The organism is Chryseobacterium sp. HNCC26DJ240, from assembly GCF_057180485.1.
In genome coordinates this window covers 21,497-35,145 of sequence record NZ_JBXUGK010000004.1, presented here as the reverse complement: position 1 = coordinate 35,145, position 13,649 = coordinate 21,497, and the positions used below count along the sequence as shown (strand labels likewise).

9 protein-coding genes are annotated in these 13,649 nt (G+C 34.4%); 5 read left to right on the top strand and 4 right to left on the bottom strand.

Annotated elements, in window-relative coordinates:
- Positions 1-468 precede the first annotated feature (468 nt).
- Genes AC2A1G_RS08745 through AC2A1G_RS08730 form a run of 4 tightly spaced genes read right to left on the bottom strand, consistent with a single transcriptional unit; the run spans position 469 to position 9,402 of the window.
- Positions 469-921 (bottom strand): hypothetical protein, encoded by a 453-nt coding sequence (locus tag AC2A1G_RS08745; protein ID WP_484046538.1) that lies wholly within the window; start codon positions 919-921, stop codon positions 469-471.
- Entirely contained in the window at positions 918-4,331 is a 3,414-nt protein-coding gene (locus tag AC2A1G_RS08740) for a DUF6443 domain-containing protein (protein ID WP_484046537.1), read from the bottom strand. Before AC2A1G_RS08740 ends, AC2A1G_RS08745 begins: the two co-directional genes overlap by 4 nt.
- Before the next feature lie 8 nt (positions 4,332-4,339).
- Positions 4,340-7,771, bottom strand: a complete 3,432-nt coding sequence (locus AC2A1G_RS08735; protein ID WP_484046536.1) for a hypothetical protein — start codon at positions 7,769-7,771, stop codon at positions 4,340-4,342.
- A gap of 11 nt (positions 7,772-7,782) precedes the next feature.
- Entirely contained in the window at positions 7,783-9,402 is a 1,620-nt protein-coding gene (locus tag AC2A1G_RS08730) for a T9SS type A sorting domain-containing protein (protein WP_484046535.1), read from the bottom strand.
- A gap of 635 nt (positions 9,403-10,037) precedes the next feature.
- On the opposite strand from AC2A1G_RS08730, the gene AC2A1G_RS08725 reads away from it, so the two are divergent.
- The 5 genes from AC2A1G_RS08725 to AC2A1G_RS08705 all read left to right on the top strand — a co-directional run bounded on the left by AC2A1G_RS08725 (position 10,038) and on the right by AC2A1G_RS08705 (position 13,269).
- A complete protein-coding gene (locus tag AC2A1G_RS08725) occupies positions 10,038-10,469 on the top strand; it encodes a helix-turn-helix domain-containing protein (protein WP_484046534.1) in 432 nt (143 codons plus the stop codon).
- A 472-nt stretch (positions 10,470-10,941) separates the two neighbouring features.
- The gene (locus AC2A1G_RS08720) at positions 10,942-11,250 is read left to right on the top strand and encodes a hypothetical protein (RefSeq protein ID WP_484046533.1); all 309 of its coding nucleotides are present in this window, start codon (positions 10,942-10,944) and stop codon (positions 11,248-11,250) included.
- A gap of 36 nt (positions 11,251-11,286) precedes the next feature.
- Positions 11,287-11,877, top strand: coding sequence for a hypothetical protein (locus tag AC2A1G_RS08715; RefSeq protein ID WP_484046532.1), 591 nt, complete (start codon positions 11,287-11,289; stop codon positions 11,875-11,877).
- Positions 11,856-12,620: a sensor histidine kinase gene (locus AC2A1G_RS08710; protein WP_484046531.1), complete on the top strand. Its 765-nt coding sequence runs from the start codon at positions 11,856-11,858 to the stop codon at positions 12,618-12,620. The genes AC2A1G_RS08715 and AC2A1G_RS08710 overlap by 22 nt, the downstream gene beginning before the upstream one ends.
- A complete protein-coding gene (locus AC2A1G_RS08705; protein WP_484046530.1) occupies positions 12,610-13,269 on the top strand; it encodes a response regulator transcription factor in 660 nt (219 codons plus the stop codon). Before AC2A1G_RS08710 ends, AC2A1G_RS08705 begins: the two co-directional genes overlap by 11 nt.
- Positions 13,270-13,649 lie beyond the last annotated feature (380 nt).

The window sequence follows — 13,649 nt, the reverse complement described above, 5'->3', positions numbered from 1 at the left end:
CTTTCTTCTCTAAAAAAACTCCTTAACATTATCTGCAGAAAAATATTGCTGCACTTTAGTTCTGTTTACAAGTACAAAACAGAACAATTTTACAACACAAACCCTCGCAATTTTGCGAGGGTTTTTCATTTACCTGCCACAGGATAAAATCATGCGGGAGCAAGGCTCATATTCGTAACTATTAGTGATTACCCTTTCAGCATCCGACGCAATTCTTTTTCGCATAACAATTCTTATTTTTTATCTCATCACTAACTCTGAAACACGAGGAATGATCTTCAGTCATTTAGATATGTTTTTTCTGCTAAAATAAACAAGAGTAGGGAAATGCCTACTCTTGTTTTGATTGTTTGTTATAAAATTTATTTTAAAAATCAATGATTTACTTATTGGAAATGTTGTATCACTAACTCTGATACATTACCCTGATATATTACCACATTCCTCATTATTATAAACTTCAGCCATTTATTTTTTTACTGAATTGTATTGATCTTGCGTGATTACCTTTTTTTTAAGCATTTTTCTTAACCAATCTTCTGCTTGCTTTTTTGAAGTGTATTCCATTTTTGATATATCTACATTGTAAAAATTATCATAATTAGTTTTTACATTATGTTTTCTTAAAATAGCATCGAAGTAATTAAAATAAGCAAAATTATTATTGTATTTTTCTGCCATTATTTTAGAATAATGCATTAATGTGTCCGTTCTATCATTTTCATTAGAGTCCATTAAAAAATAATAAAGATTACTATATGCTAAAGTATCTCCTTTCAATTTTACTTTAGCAACAAGACTGTCATAATTTGATACAGAATTTATAGTAGAAACTTTTTCATTATCTTTTGGCTGATAGAGCTTCTGTTTTTTATGACAAGAAAAAAGCAAAAAACTTAAAAATATTATTGCGTACTTCATAAATTAAATAGTTTTTCTATTAGACTTCTTTGATCTTTCCCTTGTGGCTTGATGTTGCCTGGTTGCTGATTAGTGTGTTGACCATTTTGAAATGAATTCCAATGACCAAATTCTTTGGTTTGTAAACCGTGTTCATTTCTGGGCGTTCCAGGAAGATATTCTCCATTGTTATCAGTATTTTTAGTTACTTGCGGACCAACTTCTTTACCACTAACAGTGAATCCATCTCTCTCATCAGGTGCAATAATTGTTACGCCTTTCATTTCTTCAGACTCAGACATTTTAGAAGCAATGGGATCAGTAACATTTCCTCTTTTATCCACTGTATATCTTCCTGTTCTACACGAATGTAATACAACAGTAAATCCTTCTTTGTTTTTTGAGTTTTTCCATAATTCACTACCTTGATTAAGAACATTATTTAATTTTTTTCCCGAATCTATTGTCCCTACTCCAGCTTGTCTCTCTTTTGCACTTACATTTTCATTATACATAGCTGTAGTATTTCCGTGCCCAAAAACGTGAACAGTTTTAGTGTTTGGATTATCTGAATATTGTCCATTGTTTGCAACTCTTGCTATATCAATGTCCTTCGTTAAAACAACTTCCAAACCTTCTAATTCTCTACCATCTACAACTCTATTCTCAGAAAAATTATAATGTGACTGATAAGAATACTTTTCAGAAAGAGGATCAATGTTGAAAAATCTCCCAATTGTTGGGTCATAATTTCGCCATTTAAAAGAACTCCATCCTGTTTCGACTTGCTTTTCCTGCTCCTGAAAGCCATAATTATAAGAAGGGTTTGAAGCCACAAAATTATATCCGTCATGTTCTAAACCAAAAGGATAATAATTACTTTCCTTCTCAATTACAGCATTACCATTATTATCTTTATAATATGAAAGTCGTACATTTCCTACCTGATCTTTATATTGATAAATATACTTATTATTTTCAAAATTATAATAGCCTTCTGCGGTAGGTGCAAACTTCAGAACAGGAAATGTAGAAGTGGGGCTGGAAATGTTGATGTTTTCCTCATACTGGAAACCGTCAAGATAATGCGTGGTTCTTGTTCCCAAAGTATTTCCTTCTTTGTACTGATGTACTTTCTGTAATTTTACGCCGTCTGCACGGTACTTATGTTGGGTGTTTACAAAAGTAACCCCGCCTCTGCTCTGAACATACTGATTAAATTTGACATAGTTCGGGAGATTCAAAAAGTTGTAATCAATCTGCAGAATTCCTTTATCCGTATGGTTTTTCATGTTTCCGTTGTCATCATACCCAATGGTAACGCCTGAAGTGTCGGGATATCCGCTATAGTTCTGTGAGCTGTCTGTAACTGTATTCAGCCTGTTGCCAGTGTAGTCGTATGCAAGATTATCCATCGGTGTTGCTCCTGCAACAGCTTTCGTATTTCTTACCAGAGACATAATGTTTCCGTTCAGGTCATACGTGAGCGTTTCGTTGTAATAATTGTTTTGAATTACCTGTCCCTCAGGTTCGGAATATTTTCCAGTAAGAAGTCTGTTGAGACCATCGTACTGATAATTGTATCTTCTTGGCCATTGGTCTGAAGCTGTTTTCCATGTGGCTTCTGCAATGTTTCCGTTAAATCTTCCTGTGGAGCTGGCAGTGTTTACGGGATTATTATATCTTAATTCATACCCGAAGAGTTTAGTTCCCAGATTTTGAGGATCGTTTATTTTAGTCATCCACCCACGGATGTTGTAAGTGTAATTCACTTCCTGTAGCGGCGCTGTCGAAGAAACTCCTCCCACTTTTTTACCGATAAGCTGAGACAGTTCATTATACTCATTCTGTGCCAGAATTTCCGTTGCCAGATTATCTACTTTGTGGGTGTGAGACTTCAGCCTGTTCTGATGATCATAAGTAAAATTCTCGGTGATCATTCTTTCTGTATCTGTGGCGAGCCTTTTGTGTCTGGTAATGCTTTCATGCACCGCTCCCGAAAAATCAAGCCTTGATTCTGTTGTTGTATATCCGCCCAGATGGTTGATAGATTGGGTAGCAATACTTCTGCCTTTTTGGTCATACCATGTGTAGTTTTTCGTCCAGTTGTCGTCTTCGATGTTTTTTACAAAACTCATGACAGGTAGACCTTTGGTACTTCGGTTTTCCCCTGTGATATTATCGGTAAGAACAGATTCTCCGAAAACTGTTGACGGAGCTGAAGGATTAAAACTGTAGGGTGCGTAGGTATCGTAATAATTGACACTCAGAAGCTTTACATATTTCGAATTGTCAGGATACGTCAAAAATCCTCTGTAATAAACATCCATACCTTCACTGGTAAAAGACACTGTGGATATTCTCGGTGTATTATTGCTGTTAAAAGTTTCAGCATTAGCCTGCTCCGATGTTCTTGATCCTCCGGTGCTGATTCCGGTAAGAACTACCCGCCCGAACCCGTCATACTTGGTATACAACCACTGTCCTTTTCCTTCCAGAAAGGCATCACGGGTGGCGACAAGTCTGTCCTGTCTGTCATAGATCATATATTCCCAGCCTTTTCCGGGAAGTTTCTTTTCCACAAGGCGGTTTCTGTTGTCGTATTTATACTGGTAACATAAATTTTTGAGCGTAGTCTGTTCATCCACATTATTGGCGGCAACGGCAAGTGGCGGAATTACATAAGCCAACTGATCGTAGTCGTTGTACACATAGTATGTGTCTGCCTCAGTAGTGGCATCGAGCATTTTTCTTACGAGTATCACCTGCCCCTGGCTGTTGTTTTTAAACTCGATAGTCTTGTTTCCGTCTTCATCCGTTACCGAATTTTTGTAAAGCTGATTGGCTCCGTAGCCTCCTGTAACCATGGTGATGGATGAGCTGAATGTTCCGTAATCGAATGTGGCTACATATTTTTTTACTTCCCCGTCTGCATTGGCGTCGTAGCCAAAGGTCACGGGCTTGTTGTTCCACGCATCGCCAACCTGTTTCTGGGAAAGGATCCTGTCTAAAGGAGAGTTTTCGGGAAAACTTTCCGTATAGGTTTTTTCACCATTGTAAACGTTTGTTACATCAGAAACAGGAAATGGTATCAGACCGTTATTCTGACTATAGATCTGTCCGTCTGATGTGGAATTCTGAGGGACAGGAAGGTAATTTCGGGTCTGCCTGCCAAAGCCGTCATATACTATCGGTGTAACAATATCCTTGCTCAATGGCGAAGCTTTTACATTGACGATCTGTTTGGGTCTTCCCAGACCGTCAAAGTACTGAACGGTTTCGACAGATTTTATCGTTTGATCGGGATCTGTTGGTACAGGATAGTGAAGATAGGTTTTTGTGTAAACGTAATTTTCAGTATTCGTTAAGGTCTGTGCATGGCTTAAACCTGCTACAAACAAGGCACTGATGGGAATGATTATTTTTTTCATGGTTGTGTTTATTGTTTGTAGTTGTATTTGAACTCTTTGATCAGTTTTCCTGCGGCATTATTCTCACGAATTTCTTTCAACCTGTTGGCGTTGTCGTAAAGGTAAACTTCTCTGATGCCTGATGGAGGCGTTATACTTCTGACACCAATTAAAGGATCATAAGTATAGGTAGTGATCTGATAATTTGTGAGGGAAGAATGTTTCCTGAAATCATCCAGAAGTCCAAGGAATGAAGTTTCGTCATTATTGGCAGCTGCCGAAGCATCGGTATCTGAGGCATTCACAATTCCACTGACAAGACTGCTGTTTAATGTATCGTAATCAATTCCCACGATTTTTGCAATAGGCTGGGTTTTGTTGTAGCCCCAGACAATCGTTGTGGGAATACCGTCTTTGGAAGTGTACTGTACTATGTTTCCTTTGTCGTCGTATTTATCATATGTAACATCGGTTGCTAAAGGTGCATTGGCAAAGGCCGACTGTGTCTCATAAGGCAATGCCATCCCTAATGTTTTCTGGTCTGCTTCTATCTGCGAAGTCGGGAACAATACCGCAGATTTAGAAAGGAGTTTGCCTGTTGTAGCGGTAGAATCTGTCTTTTTTATTATCGTTGTTTCCAGTGGAATGCCAATCATGTTTTTGCTGATTAGATATGGGTTGCCTTTTTCGTGGGCGTATTGATAAGATACTTCCGAAACAGTTTCGTCAGAAAAATTTGATGAGGTATTTGTGAGTAATTTTACAGGAGAGTTATACTCAAAGGTGCTTCTACTTTTAATTTTTTTGTAATTAAAATCGTCAGTAACATTATACGGCACATTTTCAAGATAGTTAGTGATGATGGTTTTTTTGAGACGGATAAAATAAGAAGCTGTTTTGTAGTAAGCAATTAATAAATTGAATAATTCTCCTCCGTTTACAGATCCAGACGATATATTTACCACATCGTATATTGGCATACCAATTATATTCGAAACTGATGAAATTTCATCTCTTTCATATATGCTCTCAATTTTCTTGTTAATTACTAAATTATTGTTGCCAATATTTTTATAAAATGAATTACGTGCTAAAAGTCCATTGTATTCTTTAAAATTAACTTTTCTTTCAATTTTATTCCAAAAAGTATTTGTTATAATATTTAGAATGTCTTGCGTGTCATCAAAAAATGTTTGTGGATTATTAGATGGTTCTCTTAAAGACATCATTCCATTTTCATCATTATGCAAAAATTCTTTTTCTTCACCTCCATTTTCAAAGTTATCCCCGCCATAGCTTATAGAAACAATGGGATTAACAGCAAAATCTTTATAACCGGTGATTCCATAATCAACAGGTCTTACAGGTTCTGAATTGACAATCATCTGTCTGAAATAATATTTAAATGGTCCACAACCATCTCCATAAGCTGTATCTGTATCAGAGCCTGGATTATTATTAGGCTGTGAGACAGGCGTAAACTGTTTATAATAAGTAGATGTAAATAATCCTGGTGAATAGGGATTTGTCGGTAATAAATCCAAATTATTAATATCAGAAATTCGACTGTAGTAAATTCTTTTTATATTTATAGTATCTCCCAAAGCATTAGTATCATATTGACGTTTAAGTCTAAGTCCCAAACCATCAGCTGAATGGTAACCACTTTGGTATTCTATTTTAGCCGAACCATTGCATTGATTGCAGTTATTTTTGACTTTAAGTTTAATTAAATATGTTTTTAATTTGTCTACCGCAAGCCCTGCTTCCCAAGAACCTGAAAAGACCGTTTTTCCTAACATCATATCTTTTGAATATACCACTTGATTATTCGATTTATCAATAATTTCAAATAATGCATCGGCTTTATTAACCTGCATTTGCTGTGTTTCAGAAAATAAATGCAGATCGATTTTTATATTATCAGATACCATGGGATTGAATTGGTACTCTTGCGATGCCTCATACACAGGTAATCCCGTTTCAGCAGTTACAAAATCATTATTTCCAATGATTAGATTTAAGCTTTTGTATGTGGGCTTTTTTATTGGTACAGACTCATACTCAAAATTGCTTTTACCTTTAGTTGGATAAGAAATAGATTTGAGGGTTCCTTTTTGTGCGTAATTAAAATAAGCTCTTCTGTCTGCATCAAGCGGTTGATCAAAACCAACAGATCCTAACAAGGCAAGATTGGGAATATATGTGGAGTTAACCTGACCGTTATAATAACCTAACACATCTACGCTTTTACTCATCCTTTCAGGAATATCCAACGGATCATTATATTCTATAACATATTCTTGGTTAAAAGTTTTTTGATTTTCATGAACTTCAAAAAAAGAGACTTTTTCTAAGAAGAAGCGATGGGTAATATTTCCAATATTTTTATCTAGGTAATGGAAGTCAAACTGCTTTTTTATTGCATTGTTGATTAGTACTTTAATGTTATCAATTTTCCCATAGGTTTGGTTGGTAACTGTCAGGTAATTAAAAGTGATCTTATTATTTCCGAATGATATTTCTTTAAGCCTTTTTGGCTCTCGAATATTTAAATTATTCATTTGCTGAGTCGAAGGATAAAGAGGTGGAACACCGCAGTTAGTAGCTACTTGATCAACATAATTTCTTTGAAAAGTCAAGGCTTTTGATTGATGCAGTGATGTATTGATAGTTCTTGGCAGATCAGTGTAATACGTGAATTCAATTATATTGTTTCCATCTTCTATTTTTGATAAATAAAATCCCGTTACCGCATTGGTCATCATACTATCTCTATTAAATGTGTTTTCTGTATAACCAATTCCCCCGAAATGATATTTTTTGCCGTTGGGAGCAGTCATTATAAATGCATAATCTGTTGAAAAATTGCCAACTGTTTGAATTTTTATGCCTTTTCCAGCTTCTAAAACTACCGGCTGAAAATTTTGATCTAAATAAAATGTACCGGAATAATTATCTACCGAAAAGGAAAAAACATCTACTTCATTATCAACATTAACATTTTTTATTTTATCAATTAAGTTTAGTGCCTGAGGAGATCCTTCCTGGAGATTTTGTATGTTAAGGCTAATGGCATCATTCACCAAATAACGATCATTCTTTTCATCCGGAAATTCGTAAACTGTTCTGTTAATTATTCCCCCAACATTTAGAAGCCAGCTTACTCCTGCAATATCCGGTATTTCATTTACCTTAACGCCCAATCTGCTGTAATTTAAAGAAATATTGTGGGAAATACTTCCTTGGCTAAAATTGTAAATAGGTATTGTAACGGAAGGGGTACCCTGATATTCATTCATTGGTAGATTTCCAAAATCTGTTTTAAAGGAAGCGCTTGGAGAGGGTGGTAAAATATTCGGTATGTTTATATTAAAATTATTATTGTTGTGTTGGGCAATAATATTTATTTTCAGAAAAAGAGATACAAATAAGATGTATATCCTAACGAGTTTTTTCATAATTTGCGTTTTTATTTTTTAATCAATTTAGCGTTAGCAGTTTTATTTGTGTCGGTTTTAATCACCACCAGATAAGCTCCCTGGATCAAAGCCTGCATATTAATCTTAGTGATTTTATTTTTTGTTTTTTGTGATTGAAATTGTCTTCCACTCATATCATAGAGAATAATCTCAGCTTCCATAAAATCATAACCTATTTCAATATAAGCGTAATCCGACACAGGATTCGGATAAATCTTAATATTCTGCTTCTCAATCAAATTATCAATCTGCTGATCACCCAGCTTTACAATTTTCCAGTTTTCTTTGCCAAGCTCTTCAGCACTTGTTCCTGCAAGAATAATCGAACCGTCACGGTTTAATTTTAAATCTGAAAGTCTTTCTTCTTTTTTACGGGATTCTCCTTTGATGTATTTTCTCCATTGTTCTTCACCATTATTATCAAGGTAAAGAATCCAGAAAGTCTCATCATCAGCTTCAACACGTCCCTCTGCCTGAGTATATCCGCCAAGCAAAATACCTTTTGTTGAACTGCTTTCAGACTTCCCGCTCACCACATTCATCCCCATCAAAACATCCCTGTTTTTAAAATTGTAGGATTTCTGCCAGATTTCATCTCCACTTTCATTCAGGGACAGCAACCATACATCAGTACCTTCTTCAATTCCTGCTTTCTTGTTTCCTGATCTTTCAGATCTCGAACTTCCTCCGATAATATATCCTGTAGAGCTTAATGCTAAAGTTTTCACATGATCATCCGCTTTACCGCCATAGTTCTTTTCCCATTCTACTTTTCCATCTTTATTGAGTTTGATAATCCAATAATCTCCCTCACCAAAGTTTTCAGTTAGTTTCGGGATGCGGGATACGGGATTAGTGATCGAAGATATCGGGTTTGTTCCTGCGGAACCCGAACCCCGAACCCCGGAACTCCTTGAGTAAACCGCTAAAATAGCCCCTCCGTCTTTTGTCGGAATTATCTTTTCTACTTCATCTAATCCTTTTCCTCCTAAAATAATCTGGGAAAGCTCTTTTCCGTTTTTATCCAATCTGCTTACCAAAACATCTTTAGAGCCGAAACCATTATAATCCTGAGCTTGTCGAAGGGCTGAAACGTTGCCCGCAACAAAAAAACCAAAATCAGTCGTTTGAATCACTGATCTTGCTTCGTCATCGCTTGTTGTACCGATGGTTTTCTGCCACAATTCATCACCAAACTCGTTCAGTCTTATCAGCCACATATCGGAGCCTCCTTTAGAATCTTCTTTTTTATCATATCCTTTACCTGAATACGAAGTGCCTGCAAGCAGAAAACCTCCTTCCTGCGTATTCACTGCCGCCGATAGATAATCGTGATTCTGTCCTGAGAAATACTTTTTCCAAACCTCATTCCCCTGCTGATCAAGTTTAACAACATGAAAGTCGTATCCGTTATTCTGTTTGTTTTCGGTAGAAGATTTTGGAGGCTGAATGGAACTTCCTGTAATGAGATATTGTTGGTCAATTGTTGTGATTACCTGAGAGAGAAAATCCTGTGTGGATGATTTAATGTCTTTCTGCCAAAGTACTTCCTGAGAATGAAGCATGGCAGAAGTGCACAACAACAGCGCACTCATATTGAGTTTTTTCATATTCGGTTATTAATATTTTGCAACTAATTTAATTGTTTTTAAATAATCTACAAATACTTTTTTCACATTTTAAAGATTTGTTAAAAAAAGTAATTCTGAGTTTATATACAAAATGATTACTGCAAATAATTAAAAGCTTTAGAAATAAAAAATATGACAACCTTTAAAGCCTCGTAGAGCGAAGTAGAAACTTTGTTAGGAGGAACGACTTTGAAAGTTTCGAATGAGCTTCTAACTTCTCCACGTAGTGTAAAATCGCACGCATTTCAATAAGCAATAAATCCATTCTTAAAACAATACTTTTGGAACATTACTTTTTACAAAACAGGCTTGATTTTCATTAATGTTTTAAATGTGCAAAACGAAACCATCTACATATTTTAGATTTCGTTTAAGGTTTCCTAATAAAAGATGGACTTCTTAAAAATAGTATGTACTAAAGTAACTATCAACGGAAAAATTTGTAATTCCAATTGTTAATATCTCCACTAATAGGAGGATTCTACTTTAGACTTTCATCGACAATCGAAGTCAAATATTTTCTTGCACTGCAATCGTACAGGCATACATCATTTTCAGATTTACTTTTCTGAAAAATGAAATATGCTACATAAAGAAACTGTCAGTAAGGAGATATGAGAACTCCTAGGCCTTCCGGAGCAGAAATGACTGACGAAATTGGGCTTTTAAAAGTGAAAGAAGGTATCAAATTGCTACTCATCGCTGTCCCTACCTTTCGGAATTTCCTTTTTGATTTCTCGGAATCACATAAGATTGATCTTGAAAAGTTTATGCTGAATAATTATCATTTCAATTTTCCGGTTGAAGAGTTTTCCAAACTGACGGGCAGAAGTCTTTCCGGATTTAAAAGAGATTTCTTAAAAACGTTTGGAATGCCTCCAAGAAGATGGCTGCAGGAAAAAAGACTTAATGTAGCCAAGCATTTAATTGAGCATAAAAGTAAGAAGCCGTCTGCTTTTTATCTTGATCTTGGATTTGAAAGCCAGTCACATTTTTCTCACACTTTTAAAAAGAAGTTTGGCAGAGCACCGACTTTAGATATGTAAAAAAATCACAAATTAAATTTTAAATACCTGACTAATTTCTCAATTCTTCAGGGTTTCTAATTTCTGTAAAAATGAAACTTTAATCTGTGTATTTTTTTTGAATATTTTTGATTGAATTTAATTATTCGCTGGCATATTCTTCTTCAGAATAAGAATCAGAAATTTTTTAATTATCTGCCATTTAATATAAAATTCAGTTTTAATTTATCCTGTACACTGAGATCAGTTAAAAAAATGTTAGCAGCGAAATTCTTGAACAGCTGTGAAAGAATAAGCCAAATAGAAAATTCTTCTTAGTAAGTACAGTAATTCTTTAAAAATGTAATATTTTGACCTCTTAATAACGAACATGTTTCAATTATTCATATGAATTCTTACTTTTCATCTCATGGGATCGAGGCACGTAGTAAAAAAACAGGTAAATATACCTATTTGATAAATCTATTTCAATTTCTATATTTGTAAAAAAAATATGAGCATTAATAGTACTTCAGGAGAAATTATCACATTAACAGAAGCTAAAAATTACACACGTAGTTTTCAGAATTTGAACCCAGATCAAATAAAAGCTTTTTATGTTGGTAAAGAAAAACTCTTACAAATTTTATCACAACCTGACTGTATCGGTATCAGAATTTTCAACGGTCATGACAGTAATGAAGGTGTTGATAACAGAGTATTAATTGGGGTTGACTCCAGCACTGATGAGATGTCAGAAGGTATTATTTTAGAAAAACTTGTGCCTTGCCCAAGTTTTTGCAGTGCAAATTCTGTTCTATAGAATTATATGCTGGAATTAATCTGCATAACCCTGTTTATGGGAATAATTCCAGCATTTTTAACTGGACTCAAAAGATTTAAAGTTGGTCCAATTGCACCGTTTGTTTATCTTACAGCATTCAGTGCAGTGTACGAAACCATATTCTCATTAATACTTAAAAAAGATAGTTCGGGTTGGTTTGCTATTTATGACATTTTGGAGTTTTTTAGCATTTCCTACTATTTTTATAAACTTAATTTTCCAAAATACAAACGGCTTTCCTTTGCTTTTGTCATTCTATTTCTAATCTCGCAAGGTTCTCAATATTTTTTTATTAGTGAAGAGATTTTAAGTCAACCTCTAAGTTCGTTTGTGTATACTTTATACATTTTTATATTCACAACATTGTGGTTTGTGGAAACTTTTTCAAAAATGGAGAACCATAATCTGTGGAGTATTCCAGATTTTTATTATATTTCAGGTATATTCATTTTTCACTCTACAACTTTTCTACTATTTCTCTTAAGCGATATTATTATGAAACTTGATTCGGAGAAGTTGATGGAGTTTTGGATTTTAAATATCATAGCTTCACTTTTACTAAGATTTTTTTTAATTACTGGAATTTGGAAAACTTCACTCAAATAAAATTATTTTTCTGGATTGGCAGTGCAGCAATGGCATTTCTTTCAGTTGGGATCGTTTTTTTAGCGGTTCTTTATCAAAACAGAATGCTCAGATTAAAAAAAGAACAGTCACGTCTTAAAATAAGAGCAGTTCTTCAAAAAGAGCAGGAAGAAAGGAAAAGAATTTCTGAAGATCTCCATGACACTGTTTCTGGAAATCTATCTTCCATTAATATTTATTTCACATTATTAAAAAAAAGGATATCAGATCCTGAAGTCGTTGAAATTCTTTCCGAAGCAAGCGAAGAACTGAGAAATACACAACATGAGATTAGAAGAATAAGCTTTAATCTGATGCCTCCGATTTTAGTTACAGCTGGTTTTATACCTTCTCTTGAGGATTTTTTAAGAAAAAACAGCCAGAGGAATGGATATAATTATGAATTTTCCAGTGTTGAAGACATCAAAATTTCTCACGAAAATTCTTACCAACTGCTCCAGATAATTCAGGAACTGGTCAACAACAGTATAAGACATGGATTGGCAAAAAATATAAGAATTTATATCAGTCAGGAAGATAATTTGAGTCTGCTACATTACTTCGATGATGGGAAAACTTATGATTTTCAAAAAAGTGCAGATCAGAGCATCGGTTATGGTCTGAAAAATATTTTGTCAAGGATAGACTTTATTGGCGGATCTCTGCAACAGATAAATTCTGATAATGGTAATCATTTTAAAATACTGACGGGACATGAGGACTAAAATTGCAATTGTAGACGATCATCAGATTTTCAGAAAAAGTCTGAAAAGACTACTTGAGGATACAAAAGACATTGAAGTTGTATTTGAAGCGACAAACGGTCTTGAATTAATAGAAAAACTGTCTTTACCGGAAAATAAAGTACAACTTATTCTATTAGATATTCAAATGCCTGTAATGGATGGGCTGAAAGCTGCGGAAATACTTAAGATTAATCATCCGGAAATTGCCATTATAATGTTGTCACAGCTTTCTGGAGAGCATGTAGTCAGAAAATCATTAGAATACAAAGTTAATGGCTTTTTCACAAAGGACTCGGATCCCGAACAACTGATAGAAGTTATCAGAAAAATAAAAAAATCAAACTTTCTATATGATCCCAAATTGGAAAAACACGTTTCCAAAATACATGATCCAGTTCAAGAGTATGATGCAAAACAGATTTCGCTTGATTTTTCAAAGAGGGAATTAGAAATTATCCGCTTGTCTTCTTTGGATATTAACAACAAGGATATTGCTGACAGACTTAATATCAGTGTGCGCACTGTAGAAGGGCACAAAAGCAATATCTTAAAAAAGACAGGATGTTACAGTTTTCTCGGTGTTGTGATTTTAGCATTGGAACTTAATCTTATCTCGAAAGATCAGTAATCGTATTTTTTTCCTAATGATACACAGACCTATCCCTGGTCTGTTTTTTTTATTATATAAACAACACAACAGTATATAGTTACAGATGTGATTATATAAAATAAGGTTGTAAATCCAAAATAAAAATCATTCTGAAAATCACGTAAAATTACCTATTGTGTGAATTAAATTTAAAAACGAGATTTGAAAGTCTTTGAATTTTAACTTTTTATTAAGATTTACAAATGTCATATTTCTTTTTCCTTGCAAAAAGGATTTAAGAATTGCACAGATGATTAATAGATTTTAAATAATAAGATTCAAATCGATTTAACACCAAACATCCATGATAAAATTCCGAAACAGAATTCTCTATAATTCTATCCTTCAATTGTAGAATG

Excerpts from the sequence above, each read along its gene's own strand:
- AC2A1G_RS08745 (WP_484046538.1), bottom strand. The coding sequence starts at position 921 with ATGAAGTACGCAATAATATTTTTAAGTTTTTTGCTTTTTTCTTGTCAT.
- AC2A1G_RS08740 (WP_484046537.1), bottom strand. The coding sequence starts at position 4,331 with ATGAAAAAAATAATCATTCCCATCAGTGCCTTGTTTGTAGCAGGTTTA.
- AC2A1G_RS08735 (WP_484046536.1), bottom strand. The coding sequence starts at position 7,771 with ATGAAAAAACTCGTTAGGATATACATCTTATTTGTATCTCTTTTTCTG.
- AC2A1G_RS08730 (WP_484046535.1), bottom strand. The coding sequence starts at position 9,402 with ATGAAAAAACTCAATATGAGTGCGCTGTTGTTGTGCACTTCTGCCATG.
- AC2A1G_RS08725 (WP_484046534.1), top strand. The coding sequence starts at position 10,038 with ATGAGAACTCCTAGGCCTTCCGGAGCAGAAATGACTGACGAAATTGGG.
- AC2A1G_RS08720 (WP_484046533.1), top strand. The coding sequence starts at position 10,942 with ATGAGCATTAATAGTACTTCAGGAGAAATTATCACATTAACAGAAGCT.
- AC2A1G_RS08715 (WP_484046532.1), top strand. The coding sequence starts at position 11,287 with ATGGGAATAATTCCAGCATTTTTAACTGGACTCAAAAGATTTAAAGTT.
- AC2A1G_RS08705 (WP_484046530.1), top strand. The coding sequence starts at position 12,610 with ATGAGGACTAAAATTGCAATTGTAGACGATCATCAGATTTTCAGAAAA.